At 72.1% G+C, this 19,065-nt stretch carries 13 protein-coding genes; 6 read left to right on the top strand and 7 right to left on the bottom strand.

Annotation, left to right across the window (positions count from 1 at the left end; all coding sequences use genetic code 11):
- Nucleotides 1-129: 129 nt before the first annotated feature.
- The 6 genes from ABZX85_RS21420 to ABZX85_RS21395 all read right to left on the bottom strand — a co-directional run bounded on the left by ABZX85_RS21420 (nucleotide 130) and on the right by ABZX85_RS21395 (nucleotide 9,523).
- On the bottom strand, nucleotides 130-1,017 hold the full coding sequence (locus tag ABZX85_RS21420; protein ID WP_355870719.1) for a carbohydrate ABC transporter permease: 888 nt from the start codon (nucleotides 1,015-1,017) through the stop codon (nucleotides 130-132).
- A complete protein-coding gene (locus tag ABZX85_RS21415) occupies nucleotides 1,014-2,024 on the bottom strand; it encodes a sugar ABC transporter permease (protein WP_355870716.1) in 1,011 nt (336 codons plus the stop codon). Before ABZX85_RS21415 ends, ABZX85_RS21420 begins: the two co-directional genes overlap by 4 nt.
- A gap of 2 nt (nucleotides 2,025-2,026) precedes the next feature.
- Nucleotides 2,027-3,400 carry an extracellular solute-binding protein gene (locus tag ABZX85_RS21410; protein ID WP_355870713.1) on the bottom strand — a complete coding sequence of 458 codons (1,374 nt, stop codon included), beginning with the start codon at nucleotides 3,398-3,400 and terminating at the stop codon, nucleotides 2,027-2,029.
- A gap of 150 nt (nucleotides 3,401-3,550) precedes the next feature.
- Nucleotides 3,551-4,285, bottom strand: a complete 735-nt coding sequence (locus ABZX85_RS21405; protein WP_355870710.1) for a peptidyl-prolyl cis-trans isomerase — start codon at nucleotides 4,283-4,285, stop codon at nucleotides 3,551-3,553.
- Entirely contained in the window at nucleotides 4,282-8,541 is a 4,260-nt protein-coding gene (locus tag ABZX85_RS21400) for an NEW3 domain-containing protein (RefSeq protein WP_355870707.1), read from the bottom strand. Before ABZX85_RS21400 ends, ABZX85_RS21405 begins: the two co-directional genes overlap by 4 nt.
- A 97-nt stretch (nucleotides 8,542-8,638) precedes the next feature.
- Nucleotides 8,639-9,523 carry a MurR/RpiR family transcriptional regulator gene (locus ABZX85_RS21395; protein ID WP_355870704.1) on the bottom strand — a complete coding sequence of 295 codons (885 nt, stop codon included), beginning with the start codon at nucleotides 9,521-9,523 and terminating at the stop codon, nucleotides 8,639-8,641.
- 154 nt (nucleotides 9,524-9,677) lie between these two features.
- Between ABZX85_RS21395 and ABZX85_RS21390 the strand changes: the two genes are divergently transcribed.
- On the top strand, nucleotides 9,678-10,454 hold the full coding sequence (locus ABZX85_RS21390) for an SIS domain-containing protein (protein WP_355870701.1): 777 nt from the start codon (nucleotides 9,678-9,680) through the stop codon (nucleotides 10,452-10,454).
- Between the two features lie 60 nt (nucleotides 10,455-10,514).
- Here ABZX85_RS21390 and ABZX85_RS21385 read toward each other — a convergent pair whose 3' ends face one another.
- Nucleotides 10,515-13,550, bottom strand: a complete 3,036-nt coding sequence (locus ABZX85_RS21385; RefSeq protein WP_355870698.1) for a beta-N-acetylglucosaminidase domain-containing protein — start codon at nucleotides 13,548-13,550, stop codon at nucleotides 10,515-10,517.
- 145 nt (nucleotides 13,551-13,695) lie between these two features.
- Between ABZX85_RS21385 and ABZX85_RS21380 the strand changes: the two genes are divergently transcribed.
- From ABZX85_RS21380 to ABZX85_RS21360, 5 genes are all read left to right on the top strand, one after another.
- A complete protein-coding gene (locus ABZX85_RS21380) occupies nucleotides 13,696-14,211 on the top strand; it encodes a MarR family transcriptional regulator (protein ID WP_355870695.1) in 516 nt (171 codons plus the stop codon).
- Between the two features lie 120 nt (nucleotides 14,212-14,331).
- Entirely contained in the window at nucleotides 14,332-16,074 is a 1,743-nt protein-coding gene (locus ABZX85_RS21375) for an FAD-dependent monooxygenase (RefSeq protein WP_355870692.1), read from the top strand.
- Nucleotides 16,075-16,087: 13 nt separating this feature from the next.
- Nucleotides 16,088-16,978, top strand: a complete 891-nt coding sequence (locus ABZX85_RS21370) for an intradiol ring-cleavage dioxygenase (protein ID WP_355870690.1) — start codon at nucleotides 16,088-16,090, stop codon at nucleotides 16,976-16,978.
- Between the two features lie 5 nt (nucleotides 16,979-16,983).
- Nucleotides 16,984-18,048, top strand: a complete 1,065-nt coding sequence (locus ABZX85_RS21365; protein WP_355870687.1) for a maleylacetate reductase — start codon at nucleotides 16,984-16,986, stop codon at nucleotides 18,046-18,048.
- Between the two features lie 85 nt (nucleotides 18,049-18,133).
- Nucleotides 18,134-19,048 carry a YceI family protein gene (locus ABZX85_RS21360; protein ID WP_355870685.1) on the top strand — a complete coding sequence of 305 codons (915 nt, stop codon included), beginning with the start codon at nucleotides 18,134-18,136 and terminating at the stop codon, nucleotides 19,046-19,048.
- The last annotated feature ends 17 nt before the right edge of the window (nucleotides 19,049-19,065 follow it).

The following is a 19,065-nucleotide window of genomic DNA, read 5'->3' as shown; positions in this document are numbered from 1 at the left end:
CCACGATCTCCTCCTGGGAGTGCCTCGTCATGCTGAACGCGGTGTCCGTCCACGCGTTCGTGCCGGAGGAGATCGAGATCAGGGTCGCCGGCTCCGCGCGCGAGGCGCTGAGCGTCGTCCCCTTGATTGTCAGAGCTTGACCGCGCCCGACGAGACGCCTTTGTAGAACCAGCGCTGGGTGATGACGAACAGCACCAGCACCGGGACCACCGAGATCACGGACCCCGCCATCACCAGGCGCTGGTCGTACCCGAACGAGGACGACTGGAGGCGCGAGAGGCCCAGGGTGAGCGTGAAGTGGTCCTCGCTGCGCAGCACGATCAACGGCCACAGGAAGTCGTCCCAGGCGCTGATGAACGTGTTGATGGTGACGACGAGGATCGCGCCGTACGCGGACGGCAGGTACAGGTGCCGGAACCGCTTCCACTCGCCCGCGCCGTCCAGCATCGCCGCGTCCTCGATCTCGCGGGGCACCGCGAGGAACGCGGCGCGCATGATGAGGACGTTGATCGTGCCGACGAAGCCGGGCAGCCAGACGCCGACCAGGTTGTCGACGAGCCCGAGGTCGCGCATGCTCAGGAACAGCGACACCATGATGGACTCGAAGGGGAACATCATGGACGCCATCAGCAGCACCCACACCAGCCCCCGGCCCTTCCAGGCGGGCTTGGAGAGCATGTAGCCGGCGAGGGTGGAGAAGATGAGCTGGCTGCCGACCGACAGCACCACGATGATCATGCTGTTGCGGATGTACGTCCACACCGGCACCTGGTCGAAGACCTGCTTGTAGGCGTTGAGCGTCGGATGCCGGGGGAACAGCGAGGCGCTCGCGCCGAACACGTCCTCGCCCGCGCCCTTCAGCGACGACAGGAGCTGCCACACGAGGGGGCCGACGGTGATGCCGAGGACGAACAGCAGGAGCAGGTAGCGGACGATCAGTTCGCGCGGGCGGCCGTAGTCGCGCCAACGGGGCATCAGGCGACGGCGCTTGGTGGTCGGGGTGACGGCCGTCGTCATGACTCGTCCTCCTTCGTGAGGCGCTGCGAGAGCAGCGTGAGGCCGAGAGTCAGGACGAACAGGGCGACGCTGACGGCCGATCCGTAGCCGGCGTTCCCGGTGAGCGGGTCGAGGGCGACGTCCCGGATGTAGAAGGGGAGCGTGCGGTCGGCGCCGCCGGGGCCGCCGGTCGAGCCGCCCAGCATGTAGATCTCGGTGAACACCCGCAGCGAGCCGATGCCGGTGAGCGTGCCGACCAGCATCATCGAGGTGCGCACCCCGGGCACCGTGACGTTCCAGAAGCGGCGGATCGCCCCCGCGCCGTCCACCGAGGCCGCCTCGTGCAGCTCCTTCGGGACGTTCCCGAGGGCGGCCAGGTAGAAGATCATGTACCAGCCGAGGCCCTTCCAGATCGTGAGGCCCATCGCGGAGAACAGGATCAGCCACGAGTCGGAGAGGAAGGGGATCGCCGACTTGATGAGGTGGCCCTTCTCCAGCCACGTGTTGACCAGGCCCTGGTCCGACAGCAGCCACTGCCAGCTCAGGCCGACGACCACGCTGGAGGCGAGGACAGGGGTGTAGAAGGCGGAGCGGAAGAAGCCGATGCCCGGCAGGTTCTTCTCCACCAGCACCGCGAGCATCAGCGGCAGCAGCACCATCAGCGGGACGACGATCACCGCGTACAGCAGGCTGTTGCGGGTGGCGAGCCAGAAGTCCGGGTCGTCCAGCATCCGTGTGTAGTTGTCCAGGCCCACGAAGTCCGCCGCGCCGCCCAGCGGTTTGGCGTTCGTGAAGGACAGCAGCAGCGTGTTGAGGAACGGGTAGACGCCGAACATCGTCACGCCGACGATCGCCGGGGACATCCACAGCCACGGCAGCCACCAGCGGCGGTACAGCGCGGCGCCGCCCGCTTCGTCGGTGGGGCCCGGCTTGATCCGGCGCAGCAGCCGCCGTACCCCGGAGGGGGGTTCGGGGGCCGGACGGCCCGGTGCCGCGACGGGCACCGGGGTCAGGGTCTTGGACGCCATGCTCAGCTACCTTGCGCGATCAGCTCGTTCATCTTCTTCTGCGCGTCGTTCAGGGCGTCCTGGGCGCTCTTCTTGCCCTGCATCGCGAGCTGCACCTGAGCGGTCGCCGCGTTCAGCTCGCCCGGGGTGAGGGCGATCTCGTCGGCCGTGGCGGTCTTGCGGTCGGTCGCGACGATCTTGCGGGCCTGCGAGAAGGGGTCGTCACCGGTGACCGACTGGAAGAACGGGTCGTCCAGGGAGGCGGTCGTGGAGGGGAAGATGACGACGTTGGGGTCCTTCGCCCAGGTGAGCTGGTTCTGCGCGTTCGTCAGGAACTGCGCGAAGGCCAGCGCGGTGGCCGCGCGCTTGCTGGTGGAGGCGACGCCGATGTACTGCGGGGCGCCGACCGTGTGGCCGAGGCCGTCCAGCATGTAGCGGGCCACGCCGGTCGTCTTGTAGACGCTCGGGTTGTTCTGCTCGATGAACCGCAGGAAGTTCGGGTTCGACGAGCCGTACACCAGCTTGCCCTGGCCGTAGACCGTCGACGGGTCCTGGTTCGAGGAGAGCGAGTCGCGCGGCATCGCGCCGGCCTTGTAGAGCTTCGTCATGCCCTCGACCCACTGGACGGCCTTCGGGTCGTCGGCGAACGTGAACTTCTTGCCGTCGTCCGAGAGGACCTTGACGCCCATCTGCTGCCAGTCGGCCGGGATGCGCAGCTGCGGGTTGGCGAGGAATGCGTAGTAGTCGCCGTCCGACGCCTTCGCGATCTTCTCAGCGTCGGCGAACATGCCGAGGACGGTGGTCGGAGGTTTGGCCGGGTCGAGGCCCGCCTTCTTCAGCAGGTCGGTGTTGAAGGTCTGCACGATGCCGCCCGAGTACCAGGGCAGGACGCTGTGCACCTTCTGGCCGGCCGCGTCGGTGTACGTGCTCGAATCCCACAGGCCCGGCACGAACGGCTTCCCGGCGTCCGGCGCCTTCTGGTCCAGGTTCAGCAGGTAACCCGTCTTGGTGAGGGCCTCGGCGGTGTTGACGTTGATGTTGACGACGTCCGGGAGGGTGCACGCCTGCGCGTCCGACACCAGGCGCTGGGTGAACGTCGAGTCGCCCGGGTCGTCGATCCACTTGACCTTCGCGCCGGGGTTGGCCTTCTCGAAGGCCGCGATCACGCCGTTGAAGTACTTCGAGAAGTCCTTCTTGAGGCTCGTCGTCTGGAAGGTGATCTCGCCCTTCACGTCGCCGGTGAGCTTCCCGGAGCCGACGTTCGCCTTGTCGACGCTACAGTCGCCCGCCTTGGCGCCGCTGTCGTCCGAGCCCCCGCCGGAGAGGCCGCAGCCCGCGGCGGTGAGGGCCAGGACGACGACGCCCGTCATGGTTCCGGTCAGTGTTCTCGCGCGCATTGCCTGGGCCTTCCTGCTGGTTCAAATCACCAAGTTCGACTCCGGATGATGAAAAGGTGGACCAGAATTCATCGGAGGTCAATGGTTTGCGTGTTGCGTTTCGGTTCCGTGCGTTACCGGGGCGTTCGCTGTGCGGCGGGTGAGGGCCCGTCAGTGCCGGTGCTCGTGGTCCGGGTGCGCGGGGTCGCCGGGGTGCTCATGGCCGTGCGTGTACTCCACGCCGGCCCGCTCCCGGTCCAGCCAGTCGAAGAACGCCTGCCGGCCCCGCGCACGCCGCAGCTCGGCCTCGATGCCGTCCCGCACGCGCGCGTACGGCACGAGATCCCGCGCCTTCGCACCCCGGAACGGATCGACGCCCCGCCGCAGCGCCTCCGGCGTCAGGAAGCGGTCCGGATTGCGCTCGTAGTACGCCCGCACGGCCGGCTCCGCGATCCGCTGCTCGCCCTCCAGCGCCGCGAGCAGCGCCCGCGCGGCGGCGGAGTGCGCGAGCGCCACGGCGACGATGCTCCCGAGGTCCGCGACATCGGTCCCGGACACCCCGTGCACCCGCCCGGGCGCCAGCTCCGCCGGTGGCGCGAGCCCCCGCTCCTCGCACGCCCGCCGCGCCAGCTCGTCCACGACGACCACCTGGGTCGCCCACCGCCTGCGCTGCCGCTCGTCCCGCGCGAGGCCCTCCGGGCGGGTCACCCGGTCCCGCGCGGGCACGGCCGCGAGCAGCGCGTCCACCCGGGCGACGGGAACGGCGTCCCCGGCCAGGGTGGCGGCGTGCGGGGGGTGGTGGTCGTGCGGGTGCGGGGCATGGGGCCGGGGTGGCGTGCCGGCGGGGCCTCCCGGGGGCGGGACGACGTTTTGGGCGTCCTCCGCCGCCACAGCCTCCCCGTTCACTCCGTCACCTCCACCACGACCGCCTCGGTGTACGCCACGCACCCGTGCCACCCCACCTTGGCCATCAGCCAGTACGCCCCCGGCGCCACCGCCGACGCGTCCACCTCGATCCCCGCCTCCACGCTCTCCCCGGCGGGCACCGCGAACCCTTGCAGCCCCGGCGACACCCCCGCCCAGGTCCCCCAGGCCGACACCGCCCACAGCTGCCCGTTCACGGTCCCCCGCGTCGTGTTGCGCAGCCGCACCGGCACGGTCACCCGTTCACCCCGCCGCACCCGGACCCGCTCCACACCGAGAGACGTGACCAGCGTCGGCCCGGTGCGGCCGTCGGGCTCGCCCGCGGGCACCTCGCCCGGTACGTCGAGGGCGACGACGTCCTCGTACACCTGCCCGCCGTACGACAGCCGCCCGGCGAGCCAGTGCCGGCCGGGAGCCGGGTCCGGCGGCGGTACGACGGTGACCTCCGCGAGGCTGAAGCCGCCCGGGGCCAGGTCGTAGGGGACTTCGGGCGGGGACGCGGTCCAGCCGTCCGGCAGGGACAGCCGTACGGTGCCGGAGGCCGGCGCGTCGGTCAGTTCCGAGGAGACGCGGACCGTCGTCGTGACCGGGCCGCAGACGGTGAGGGCCGTGGGGGAGAGGTACAGGGCGACGGGGAAGTTGCCGCGCGGCGCGGGGCCGGAGTTGTGGAGCCAGTACCGGGTGTAGACGGGCTGTGCGGGCTCGTGCCCGGCGACTGGCTCGGCGCCCGTGTCCGGTACCGAGGCCGAGGGCACCGCCACCACCGTCCCCACCTCGAACCCGCCGAGCCCGAATCCGACACCCCAGTCGGCCTCCAGCTCCTCCCCCGCCCGCTCCAGCACGTCGGACCGGACGGCGGACTCCCACTCCACGGGCCCCGTCACCCGGGCCCGCACGGCCCGCCCCTCCACCTCGTGCACCCGCACGACCACGCCCCGCCCCGGATCGACGGCCTCGGACCCGCCCCGGGCCAGCGGCGACCCGGCGGGCTTCACCGCGTCGACGACCACCCGCCCCTCCGGTTCGACCGCGAACAGCGTCGCCGCCCGGGGCAGCCCCGTGACGACCTCGCAGGCCGTCCGTACCCGCCCGGTCAGCGGCCGGTTGAACGCGTGCCCGGCCTGCGGCAGCCGCCGCGCACGCCAGTCCCCGGGACCCGCGAGCACCGCGTACTCGAAGGTGTGCGACCAGTGCTGGAGCTGGAACCCCGACCCGTCGGGTGCGGTCCGGCGCGGCGGATCGACCCAGATCCCCGACGGCCACCCCGTGCAGGACCGCATCAGCGACATGTACAGATCGCCCGAGGAGGTGACGACACACCCGGGCGTCCCCCGGTTCAGCACGGCGAAGCTCCGCCCGTCCCACGCGTCCCCGGGCGGCAGCGCCTCCCCGTTCCCGGCGGCGGTGGCCCGGACGACGGCGTCCTCCAGGTCGGTGACCAGCGCGTCGACGGCCTTCGCGTCCTGCTCGGCGTCCGGGCCCGCGACGACCAGCAGCGGCAGCCGCTCCAGGTCCCGCAGGTCCGCGCCGGGCACCCACTCCTCGCGCAGGGAGGCGCGCGGCGCGACCCACACGGACGCGAGCCCCTCCTCGGCGAGCTGCCGGCGCAGTTCGCGGGCCGCCGCCGGGTCCCAGCCGAGCGCCTCGGCGACCAGCGCGTTGCGCTCGGGCCCGCCGACCGCGATCCGGATGTCCGGGAGGTTCGAGTCGACCTCCAGATCGCCGTACCGCTGCCCGCCCGCGACCGTCGAGGTCGCCGTCACCCCGGCGCGGACGAGGGCCGCCGCGAGCGGGGTCCCCAGCTCGCCGGCGGTGTCCCAGTCGGGGTGGACCAGCTCGGCGACGCCGATCGCGCGTTCGCCGAGGAGCTGCCCCGCGGTGTCGTGGACCGCGACCCGGGCCGTCGCACCGAGGCCGAACCAGGTGTTGGCCGGGTTGTCGAGGGTCCAGGGGAACCGCTCGCTGTCCACGTCGACGAACCCGAAGCCGCGCCCGATGACCGCGTCGGCGACCTCGTGCACCGGCAGCCCGCCCCGCACGTCCGAGGGCCAGCGCACCCGGATCAGCCGGTCGGCGCCGTCGTACCCGTCGAGGGTCGTCGAGATGTCGAGCCGGTCGACGCCGGTCCACAGGGTGATGCGCTGCGTGTACCGGAAGAGCCCGAGGTCGCCGCGCACGGTGATCCGGGAGCCGGCGGGCGAGGTCTCGACATCGATGTCAGCCGTGACGTCCCCGCTCCGCGCGACGGTCGTGCCGGTCGGCGTCAGATGCCAGGGCCCCTCGCCGAAGCGCGGATGGCGCGCGTACTCCTCCTGCACCACCAGCTCGTTGCCGATGTCCCCGGCCCGCAGCAGCTCCCGCCCGCCCTCGGCGAGCGCCCGCAGACCGGACACGCAGCCGCCGCGCGCGGGGTCGACGGTCACCTCGTAGTGGGCGTTGCGGATCGTCGTCCCGCTTGCCGCCGTCCAGCCCGGCACCGAACCCTCCGCCAGGGAGAGCGCCTTGAGACCCATCCCGGGGATGTCCGGTACGACGACGCTGAGTTCGCCGTTCCCGCGCACGGCGGGCAGGGGCAGGCCGGTGACGTCCAGCGGGACGAGTCCCGGGTCGTCGACCGTGAGGACGTCGTGCCGGCTCCAGGTCGAGGAGTTGAACACCACGAGGTCCGGGGCGCCGCCGGGCAGCGACACGACCTGGGAGGCGAGGGCGTCGGTCGCGTCCGCGTGGACGTCGCGCGCGAGGTCGTACAACTCCCGCCAGCCGGTGAGGAGATCGACGTACACCTGGTCCGACTCGGAGCCGGTGATCGCGTCGTGGTGGGCGCCGTAGACCAGTTGGCGCCACGCCTTGTCGAGGGCCGCGTCCGGGTAGGGCCGGCCGGTGAGGAGGGTGGCGAGGGTCGCCCAGGACTCGGCGTCCGACAGGAGCGACTCGCCGTACCGCTGGGCCTGCTTGGTGTCGATGTAGGAGACGTCCTTGCCGGTGTAGACCGGGTTCATGTCCCGGGTCTGCGGCGAGGCGACCCGGCCTTCGCTCTCCAGCTCGGCGCGGACGGCGGCGAAGAAGTCGCGGGGGATGCCGCTGACGAACCTCGGCCAGACGTAACGGGCGTTCCAGTCGCGGTGGATGCCCATCACCCAGCGGCACGGCGGCGCGTAGTCCCCGCCGACCGGCAGCATCACGTTCTTCGTGAGCGCGACCTTCTTCAGCCCCTTGAAGAGCTTCAGCGCCGCCTGCTCGGCCTCGGGGAGCGTGGGCGCGTTGTCGATGGCCCAGCCGGCGCCGTAGTGGTTCACCATGTACGCGGTCAGCAGGCCGCGCCCCGAGGGGGCGATCCAGTTGAACTCCGCCTGGAACTGCATGCGTTGGGGATCGCGCGGCTCCTCGCCGAACACCGACAGCGTCGGACCCCACTGGTGGAACGGGCCGCGCGCCCAGGAGCTGGTGGAGATGTTCGCGTCCGCCATCAGGGCCGGGAACTGCGGGTCGTGCCCGAAGGCGTCCAACTGCCAGGCGGTGTCCGGGTCCGCGCCCATGATCCCGCGCTGGAAGCCGTCCCCGTACAGCGCGTTGCGGACGGTCGCCTCGGCGCCGGTCAGGTTGGTGTTGGGCTCGTTGTAGGTGCCGCCCATCAGCTCGATGCGCCCGGTGCGGATCAACTCCCGCAGGAACGCCCGCTCTTCGGGGAAGGAGTCCCAGTACGGCTTGAGGTAGTCGACCTCGGCGAGGACGAACGTGTACGCCGGGTCGCGCCGCGCGAGGTCGCAGTGGGCGCGCACCAGGCTCATCCCGGACTGGCCGCGCGAGTCGAAGGTGCGGGCCGGCAGGCCGCTCGCCGCGTCGTCGGCGACGTCCCAGGTCTCCGTGTAGGCGGCCTGCGTGTTCCACCAGACGGGGTCGTAGTGGAAGTGGCTGACCATGAACATCGTCCAGCCGGGCTCGGCGGCGGTGAACTCGGCCGTGTGCTCGGCGCTCAGCCCGCCGTCCTCGGCGGTGACCGTGATCTCCCGCCGGTCGCCGGGTGCGAGGCCCTCGGCGAGCACGGGTATCTCGGCGCGTACGGTGCCGTCCTCGCCGACGGTGACGAGCGGCTCCTCGGCCGCCCGGACGTCCGGGCCCGCCAGCGTCAGCCGGACCTGCCGCCCGGGTTCGTGCCCGATCTCGACGGCCACCACCTGACGGGGATGCTCGGCGGTACCGGTGAACAGCTCGGTCGACTCGGCGGAGATGACACGCATGGGGCTCCTACGGGAGATCGAGGGAGCCTCATAGTGGCATCGAGCGGTGGTTCAATCAACCACTTCCTGGCGCCAATGATGGTTCATCCATGCATGATCAGCGAGCGCGGCGCACCTTCACCGCGTGCTGCGGACCGATGTGGTCGGTCAGCGCGAGCGAGGCGCTGGCCCGCTGGTAGGAGAGCTGCGCGACCCGGACGTACAGGCAGTCCACGATCATCAGGACCGAGTGCCGGCCCCCGATGGAGCCGGTCCGGAAGCTCGTCTCGGACGTGGCCGAGATCAGCCGGATGTCGGCGGCGCGGGCCAGTGGCGAACGCGGGTCCGTGGTCAGCGCGATCGTCGTCGCGCCGCGCTCCTTCGCCATCTCGAACGGCTCCAGCGTCTCCCGCGTCGACCCCGAGTGCGAGATGCCGATCACGACGTCCGCCGGGGTCAGCAGGGCCGCCGAGGTCGCCGCGCCGTGCACCTCCGTCCAGCCGCGCACCGCGCAGCCGATGCGGAACAGCCGCGTCTCCGTCTCCTGCGCGACCGCGCCGCTGCCGCCGACGCCGTACACGTCGATCCGGCGGGCCTTGGCCAGGGCCTGGGCGCCGCGTTCCAGGGCGTCCAGGTCGATGCGGTCGACCGTCTGCTGGATCGCCCTGAGGTCCGCGCTGCCGACCACCTGGACGACCCGCTCCAGGCTGTCGTCCGGCGAGATGTCCGGGCCGATCTCCGCCGTCCCCCAGTCCGACGCCTCGCCCCGGCCGCGCTCCTGGGCCAGTTCGATCAGCAGGTGCTGGTAGGAGTCCAGGCCGATCGCCCGGCAGAACCGGGTCACCGTCGCCTGCGAGGTGCCGGTGCGCCGGCCCAGCTCGGCCGCCGAGCAGTGCGTGACGGCGGCCGGGTCCTCCAGGATCAGCTCGCCGACCTTCCTCAGGGAACCGGCCAGCCGGGGCAACTCGGTGCGGATCAGTGTGGTGACGTCGGTCGTGGGCATGAGGAGAAGGTATCAGCCACCGACTGGACGGCCGGATGAATACCAGGACCGAGCGGGACGCCTCATTGCCGGTGAGCCGGTCTCTGTGATTTATTGATTCACCTGTTTGCTATCACAGGGTGGTTTGAGCCATCAATCAGTGGGGAGTGCCCAGGTGACCGTCGAGTCCGCCAACGAGTCCGTGAACGCGGAACGCTTCGCCAGGGAGGGGCTCGACACCCTCTCCCGCCTCGTCGAGACCTCCGGGCCCGACGTGTCCCGGGCCGCCGGCCTGATCGCCGACTGCGTCCGCGCCGACGGGGTGATCCAGGCGTTCGGGACCGGCCACTCCCAGGCGCTCGTCCTCGAACTCGCGGGCCGCGCGGGCGGGTTCGTGCCCACCAACCGGCTCCAGGTCCCCGACCTCGTCCTCTTCGGCGGGGACGCGCCCAGCGCCCTCGACGACCCGCTGCTCGAACGCGAGCCCGGGATCGCCGCCCGCCTGTACGGCCTCGCGGCACCCCGGCCGCAGGACCTCTTCGTCGTCGTCTCGAACTCCGGCGTCAACAACGTCATCGTCGAGATGGCCCTCCAGGCGAAGGAGCACGGCCACAAGCTCCTCGCGATCACGTCCCTGGCGCACACCCGGGCGGTTCCGGCCAAGCACCCCAGCGGCAAGAAGCTCGCGGATCTCGCCGACGTCGTCCTGGACAACGCGGCCCCCCGGGGTGACGCGCTGCTGCCGCTGCCCGACGGCGGCGCGGTCTGCGCGCTGTCCACGCTGACCGGGGTGATGCTCGTCCAGATGGCCGTCGCCGAGGCGGCCGGGCAGCTCATCGCGTCGGGCGACCGGCCGCCGGTGTACGTCTCGGCGAACGTGCCCGGGGGCTTCGAGGGGAACCTTGAGCTGGAGAAGCGGTACGAGGGCCGGATTCGGCGGACGGCCAGCTGACCGGATGACAGAAGGGGGGCGCCTTCTCTTCGGAGAAGGCGCCCCCCTTGTTGCGTGCGCCTACTTCACCGGAACCCCGGTCACGGCCGCGGCCAACGGGTACGCCCCCGTCGGCAGCGGGGTGCCCGGCTTGCCGGTGCTCGTGTCGACCGGGACGAGCTGGTTCCCGTCCGCCGTGGTCACGTAGACCGTGGCGCCGTTCCAGTCGGGGGTGACGTCGAACGCGGAGCGGCCGACGGTCACCGGGGTGCCCGGGGCGCCGGTCACCGTGTCGACCGGGGTGACGGTGTCACCGGTGCTGGCGCTGACCCAAAGGGTGCGGCCGTCGGGGGAGAGGGTGAGGCCGTACGCCTGGCCGGTGACCAGGAACGTGGGACGGGCGGTGTTCGTGGCGGTGTCGATGGGGGTGATGGACGAGCCGCCCGAGTTCGAGACGTAGACCGTTCCGCCGTCCGGGGACGCGACGACGTTGAAGGGGCGGGGGCCGACCTTGATCGCCGTGCCCGCCCTGCCCGTCGCCAGGTCCACCGGGGTGACCGTGTTGGCCTGGATGTTGGGGACGTAGAGGGTCTTGCCGTCGGGCGTGACCGCGAGGTTCTCCGGTCCCTTGCCCACCTTGACCGGCGTACCGGGCTTCAGGGTGGCCGTGTCGACGGGCTGGACCGTGCCGTCCGTGTAGTTGGCGACCCACAGGGTCTTCAGGTCCGGGGTGAGGGCGAGGCCCGCCGGGACCTTGCCGACGGGGACGGTCGCGGTGACCGTGCCGGTGGAGACGTCGATGACGCTGACCGTGTTCGCGCCCTGGTTCGCCGCGTAGGCCGTGCGGCCGTCCGGGCCGACGATCACCTCACCGGGGTTGGCGCCGGTCTTGATCTCGGTGCTCTTCCCGGACCCGAGGTCGATCGAACTGACCGACGCGCCGCTGAAGTTGGCGGTCAGCGCGCGCGAGGTGCCCGTGCCGTCGGTGATCCGGACGGGCAGGGTGCGGGGGAGGGCGCCGGAGACGTTCACCGAGCGGACGCCCGGGGCGGCGTCCGTGCTGGCCGTGAGGGTGATCGTGGCCGTGGCGCCGGTACCGCTGGAGGGGGTCGCGGTGAGCCCCGCCGGGACCGTCAGCTTCCAGCTCGCCGGGCCCGATTCGGAGAACGTCAGCTTCACCGTCGCCGTCGCGCCGGGCTTGAGGGAGAGGGACGTCGGGGAGAAGGCGGCGTCGGGGCCGGGGTCGGGGGCGTTGTCCAGGGTCGCGCGGAAGAGGAACTGGTCCATGACGCCGGGCGCGACCTGCTGGGGCACGGCGTCCAGGGCCTTGCGTTCGTCCTGGAGGCGGTTCCAGTACCGGGACACGGCGTCGGCGTCACCGGCCTGGTGCGCCGCCAGCAGGTCCATCGCCGTGAGCCCGGCGGTGCCGTACGCGCCCAGCTTGTCCAGCCAGGCCGAACTCTCCTTGAGGAAGCCGGGGTTGGCGAGGTGGGCGCGCAACTGGGCCGGGGTGGCGGCCATGGCGGTGAAGTAGGCGCGCAGGGCCTCGGTGGACTTCCGGTCGCCGGTCGCGCGGAAGTCCGCGACGAGCTTCGTCAGGGCCGGGGACTCGGCGGTGTTGAGGGCGGAGGAGTAGCTGTTCTCCGCGAAGATCCGCAGCCAGCTCTCCGCCTTCGGGCCGCCCGCGAGGTCCCGCACGGAGGCGAGGAACGACTTGCGGGGGTCGTAGGCGCGCGGGTTCCAGAGGTAGTCGGCCGAGGTGAACAGGGCCAGCTTGCTGGACTCCGCCTGGACCATCGGGTTCGCGGTGACACCGACGGCGGCGCTCGCCACGCCGGGTTCGCGGCCGTTGTACGGGCCGAGGAGGAGACGGCTCGTGACGTAGTCGTTCACCGGGTAGTTGTCCCAGATCAGGACCGGGTGGCCGTACACCTCGCGGGCCTGCTCCGTCTGGGCGGTGGTGATGACCGCGGGGATCGTGGCGGTGCCGGTCCACTCGACGACGACGTCCTTGCCGAGGTGCTCCCGCAGCGCCGTCTTGTAGGGGCTGTCGGCGAGGTCGGAGTACTCGGTGGGGACCATCTCCAGCGGGCCGAGCCCCGAGCGGCCCTTGCTGAACGCCGCCCACGCCTCGTTGAGCAGGTACGACTGGGCCGTCCCCGCGGCGCCGCCGCCCGTGCCGAACTTCGTCTCGTCGGCGGCGCAGTTCCACTTCGTGTAGCTGATGTCGTCCAGCGGGATCGCGAAGGAGCGGACGCCGATGTCGTACAGCGAGGCGAACTTCTTCACCAGGGCCGCGATGTCGGCGGCCGAGGAGTAGCAGACCGACAGGCCGGGGGAGAGGGCGTAGGTGAAGCGGACGTGGTTGTCCGCCGCCCGGTCGGCCAGCTCCTTGAGGCTCGCGAGGGCCGCGGGCGGGTACTCGTCACGCCAGCGCGCCCTCAAGTAGGCGTCGTTCTTGGGGGAGTAGACGTACACGTTCTGCTTCGTGCGGCCGTAGAAGTCGAGTTGGGCCAGGCGGTCGGCGTGCGACCAGGGGGTGCCGTAGAACCCCTCGATGACGCCCCGGAGTCTGGCGGTCGGCCAGTCGCGGACCGTGACGTCGGGGAGGCGGCTGCCGGTGAGGAGCTGGCGGAGGGTCTGGGCGGCGTAGAACGTGCCGGCGGTGGAGACGCCGGAGAGGGCGAGGGTGCCGCGGCCCGAGGCGAGGACGTAGCCCTCGGCGGGCAGGCCGGTGGGGGAGGGGGCGTGCAGGCGGCGCAGGGCGCGGGCCGTGTCCGGGTTCTCGGCGGGGCCGCCGAGGTAGACCGTGAGGGCGGCCTGCGGGACCCGCTCTCCCGCCGTGACGGTCAGGATGCGGTCGGCGCCGGCCTTGCGCAGGGTCGCCTCCACGAGGCGACGGGCGGCGGGGTCGGTGTGCTCGCCGACGACCTCCACGACCCGGGAGGGGACGGTGAGGGAACCCCGGCCGGCCGTGAGGTGCTGCGGGGTGGGCCAGATCTGCGGGAGCGGGGTGGGGGCCGCGGACGCGGGGGGAGTGGTGGGGAGGGTCAGCCCGAGGGCCAGCAGCAGTGCGAGGGGGAGTCGCCTGCGTAGCGCATGGGTGAATGAATCCATCGACGCATGGTATTGACGTTGAATCAATCATTCAATGGGGGCGCGCGTGGAGTATGGGTGATTCGGGTGAGGAGTGCGGGTGGCGGTGATGGCCGGGCGGTGTATGTGTTGCTTAAGTTACGCAACTAACGGGTAGACTGCCCGCATGACCCCAACGCCGCCCGCACCCCCGTCCCCGGCCTCCGGAGAGGTCACGGAGATCGAGCGCCACTTCAACCGCCTCACAGTCCACTCGGGGCGGATGCGCAGGCACGAGAAGATCATGGCCGCCAGCGGTGTCCCGCTGGACCGGGCGGCGGCCGGCATCCTCCGGCACCTCTCCAGCGACCCCGCCCCGCAGCGCCCCGGCGTCCTCGCCGCCCGCCTCTCCGTCGAGGCGTCCCACGTCACCCGCCAGCTCGGGCAGCTCGAGAAGGCCGGCTACCTCGTCCGCACCCCCGACCCCGACGACCGCCGCGCCCAGCGCGTCCACCTCACCGACTCCGGCCGCGAAGCGGCCCAGCGCGTCCGCGAGGTCAGCCGCCGCAGCATCGACCAGGCCCTCGCGGAGTGGTCCCCCGAGGACCGGGGGCGGCTCGCGGCGCTGTTCGGGCGGATGGTGAGCGATTTCCTGACGCACTCGGAGGCGGAGATCCAGGGGGAGGCGCCCCGGCGGACCTGACCGAGGCGCCCGGCACCACGGTGCCGCAGGCCCGCTCACTGTCTCGCATTGAGACACCCACCCGTCCCCGCTCCGGTTCATGATCTTGGAAGATCCCCCTCACTTCCCCGGAGCGTCCCCGTGCACACCGTCGAGCCCGATGTCGTCACCGACGTCCTCATCGTGGGCAGCGGCCCCGCCGGCGCCTCGGCGGCCCTCGCGCTGAGCACCTACGGTGTGGCGAACATGGTCGTCACCCGGTACGCGAGCCTCGCGGACACGCCCCGCGCGCACATCACCAACCAGCGCACGATGGAGGTGCTGCGGGATCTCGGCGTCGAGGACGAGGTGATCGCGCAGGCGACCCCCCAGCACCTGATGGGCAACACGACGTTCTGCACCAGCCTCGCCGGCGAGGAGCTGGGCCGCCTGCGCTCCTGGGGCAACGACCCCCTCGTCCAGGCCGCCCACGACCTCGCGAGCCCCACCCGCATGTGCGACATGCCGCAGCACCTGATGGAACCGGTCCTGGTGGACGCGGCGATCGCCCGGGGCACGGTCTTCCGGTACAGCACGGTCTACAAGTCGTTCACGCAGGACGAGGACGGCGTGACGGTCACCGTCGAGGACCGGGTGCGCGGCGACGAGTACACGATCCGCGCGAAGTACCTGATCGGCGCGGACGGCGGCCGTTCGCAGGTCGCCGAGGACGCCGGGCTCCCGACGGTCGGCCGGATGGGCGTCGCGGGCAGCGTCAACATCGTCTTCGAGGCGGACCTCACCAAGTACACCGCCCACCGCCCCTCCACCCTGTACTGGGTCCTCACCCCGGGCGCCACGGTCGGCGGCATCGGCGCGGGCCTGGTGCGCTGCGTACGGCCGTGGCACGAGTGGATGATCGTGTGGGGGTACGACGTGACAGCGGGCGCCCCCGACCTGACCACGGAGTACGCGGAGTCGGTCGTCCGCAAGCTGATAGGCGACGACGAGATACCGGTGACGGTCAAGTCGTCGTCCGCGTGGACCGTCAACGACCTGTACGCGGAGACCTACTCCAGCGGGCGGGTGTTCTGCGCCGGGGACGCCGTGCACCGGCATCCGCCGTCCAACGGCCTCGGCTCCAACACCTCCATCCAGGACGCCTACAACCTGGCCTGGAAGCTGAAGCTCGTCCTGGAAGGCACGGCGAGCCCGGCGCTCCTCGACACCTACAGCGCCGAACGCGCCCCGGTCGGGCGGCAGATCGTCACCCGCGCCAACAAGTCGATCGGCGAGACCGCCCCCGTCTTCGAGGCGCTCGACCTGCTCGCCCCGCAGACCCCGGAGCAGTTGCGCGCCAACATCGACTCCCGCAAGGACACGGGCGCGGCGGCGGAGAAACGCCGGGAACGGCTGCGCGAGGCGATCGCGTTCAAGGCGTACGAGTTCAACGCGCACGGCGTCGACCTGAACCAGCGCTACACGTCCGACGCGGTCGTCCCGGACGGCACCCCCGACCCCGGCTTCGACCGGGACCCGGAGCTCCACCACCAGCCGTCCTCCCGCCCCGGCGCGAAACTCCCGCACGCCTGGCTCACCTCCGGCACCCGCACCCTCTCCACCCTGGACACCGTCGGCAAGGGCCGCTTCACGGTGATCACCGGCATCGGCGGCGACAACTGGGCCGACGCGGCGGCCGAGTTGGGCCTCGCCTGCGTCGTGATCGGCCCCGGCCGGGAGTACGAGGACCCGTACGGCGACTGGGCGCGGCTGCGGGAGATCACGGACGCGGGCGTGCTGCTGGTGCGGCCCGACGGGTATGTCGCGTTCCGGTACGCGGGCGCGGCGGAGGATGCTGGACGGCGGTTGTCGGAGGCGCTCGGGCGGGTGCTCGGGCGGCGTTGAGGGAGTCGGTCGTATGAGTACGGAATCCGGGGCGCGGGCGGGCGAGCCGTCCGTTCCCGCCGAGGAACTGACCAGTGCCGTCGTCGGGAGCTTCGCCGCTGCGCCCGATCCCCGGCTGCGGGAGCTGCTCGGCTCCCTCACCCGGCATCTGCACGCGTTCGTGCGGGAGACAGGGCTGACCGGCGAGGAGTGGGAACGGGCGGTCGGCTTCCTCACGGCGACCGGGCAGGCGTGCACGGACACCCGGCAGGAGTTCATCCTGCTCTCGGACGTCCTCGGGGTGTCGATGCTGGTCGAGACGGTGAACGAGGCCGCCGGACCCGGCACCGAGTCGACGGTCCTGGGCCCGTTCCACATGACCGAGTCCCCGGTACGCGAACTGGGCGCCGACATCGACCTGTCGGGCACCGGCGAACTGTGCGTGGTGAGCGGCCGGGTGCTGTCCGCCGACGGAACCCCCCTGCCGGGCGCGGTCCTCGACGTGTGGCAGGCGAACGCCGAGGGCTTCTACGACGTCCAGCAGCCGGACGTCCAGCCGCCGGGCAACGGGCGCGGGCTGTTCACGGCGGACGGCGAGGGACGGTTCTGGTTCCGGACGTGCGTGCCGAACGCGTACCCGATCCCGACGGACGGACCGGTGGGCGCGCTGCTGCGGGCGACCGGCAGGCACCCGTACCGGCCCGCGCACATCCACTTCATCGCCTCCGCCGAAGGACACGCGCCGGTCACCACGCACATCTTCGTCGCGGACGGCGAATACCTGGACTCCGACGCGGTGTTCGCGGTGAAGTCGAGCCTCGTGCAGGACTTCGCGAAGACCGACGACCCCGTACTCGCCGGGGAGTTCGGGGTGGCGAACCCCTTCCGGCACGCGCGCTTCGACCTCGTGCTGAACGCCGGGTGAGCGGCGTGGAGTTCGTGCACGACGTGCCGGGGTCGCGGGTCGTGCTGCGCTCCGGCGCCTCGCTGAGCGCGGTGCCGGGCGAGGTCGAACGCCTCGGCCTGGAACGGGTGCTGGTGGTGAGCGGGCCGCGTGGGGCGGAGGTGGCGCACGGAGTCGCCGGGGCGCTCGGGCCGGTGTGCGTGGGGGTGCACGCCGAGGCGCGGATGCATGTGCCCGTCGACGTCGCCGAACGGGCCGTCGAGTCGGCGGAACGCCTCCGCGCGGACGGGTGCGTGGCCGTGGGCGGCGGTTCGGCGATCGGCCTCGGCAAGGCGCTCGCCCTGCGGGCCGGACTGCCGTTGATCGCCGTGCCGACGACGTACTCCGGCTCCGAGATGACGCCCGTGTGGGGTCTCACCGAGAACGGCGTGAAGCGCACCGGCCGCGATCCGGCGGTCCTGCCGCGCAGCGTGGTGTACGACCCCGAACTGACCGTCGGCATGCCGGTGGCCCTGTCGGTGACGAGCGGCGTGAACGCGCTCGCGCACGCCGCCGAGGGCCTCTACTCGCCCGGGGTGTCGCCGCTGGTGCTGCTGACGGCGCAGGAGGGGGTGCGGGCGATGGCCGGGGCGCTCCCCGAAGTGGCCGCCGTCCCCGGGGACTCGGCGGCGCGGGGACGGGCGCTGTACGGGGCGTGGCTGTGCGGGGCGGTGCTGGGGGCGACCGTCATGGGGCTGCACCACCGGCTGGCGCACGTGCTGGGCGGGAGCTTCGGGCTGCCGCACTCCGAGACGCACACCGTGCTGCTGCCGTACGTCCTCGCCTTCAACTTCCCCGCCGCGCCCGAGGCGTCGGAGCGGCTGGGGCGGGCGCTCGGGTCGGCGGACCCGGTGGGGGCGCTGTGGGGACTGTGCGGCCGGCTCGGGGCACCCAGGTCACTGGGTGAACTCGGCTTGGCCGAGGGGGATCTGGGGCGCGCGGCGGAACTGGCCGTGGGGACGGCCGTACCGAATCCGCGCGCGGTGACCGCCGAGGGCGTGCTGGGCATCCTGCGCGGCGCGTTCGAGGGGCGGGAGCCTCGCGTGCCGTGAGAGGGGGGCGCGGCGCGCTCGCGGGACCGGGAGCGCCGTGACGGGCTCGCGGAACACATTCAGGAACTCAGGAAGGTGACACAACATGGCCCTCGGACTGCTCCGGCGCCGACGGGACAAGGGCGCGGCGGCGGCCGACGCCGGGCTCAGGCTCGCGCTGCCGGCGGGTGCGGGCTCGGTCGGCTGGACGGTCGTCGACCCCGTGGACCAGCCGATGGGCGCGGTCGAGGTGACGATCACCGCGCTCGACACGCACCAGGTGGCCGCGCGCGGCATCACGGACCCGTACGGGTTCTTCGTCGCCGTGCTGCCGCCCGGCCGCTACAGCATGCTCGCGATCGCGGAGGGGCTGAGCCCGCACCGGGAGACGGTCGACGTGGTCGGCGGGCACAGTCCGGCGCCGGGCCTCGTCCGGCTCCAGCCCGCGCGCCAGCTGCCGCTGCCGCCGCCCGGCGGGTGGGCCTTCGACCCGCCCCACACGGCGATCCGCTTCATCGCCAAGCACGTCGGCATGGCCCATGTGCACGGGCGGTTCGAGCGGTTCGACGGGGCGATACGCGTCGCGCCGGACATGAGCGAGTCGAGCGTGCAGGTCCGTATCCACGCCGACAGCATCAACACCGGCAACAACACGCGGGACAACCATCTGCGGTCGGCGGACTTCCTCGACGTCGAGCGCTATCCGTACATCGACTACCGCAGCACCCGGTTCGCCTACCGGGGCGGCAGCAAGTGGGTCCTCCAGGGCACCCTCACCATGCACGGCGTCAGCCGCACGGTCTCCCTCGACACGACCTACCTCGGCACCGTCAACGGCGGCTACGGCGAGGAACTGCGCTGCGCCGCCCTCGCCACGACCGAGCTCCACCGCGAGGACTACACCCTCAACTGGCGCTCCATGCTGGCCCGGGGGATCGCGGTCGTGGGACCGACGGTCCAGCTGGAGCTGGACGTCCAGGCGATGTACCGGTCACCGGACATGCCCACTCCGCCGGAGTGAGGACCCGTCCTGCGGCA

This window comes from Streptomyces sp. NPDC004539 (assembly GCF_040610055.1).
Lineage (GTDB): Bacteria > Actinomycetota > Actinomycetes > Streptomycetales > Streptomycetaceae > Streptomyces.
This window is presented reverse-complemented; position numbering and strand designations above follow the sequence as displayed.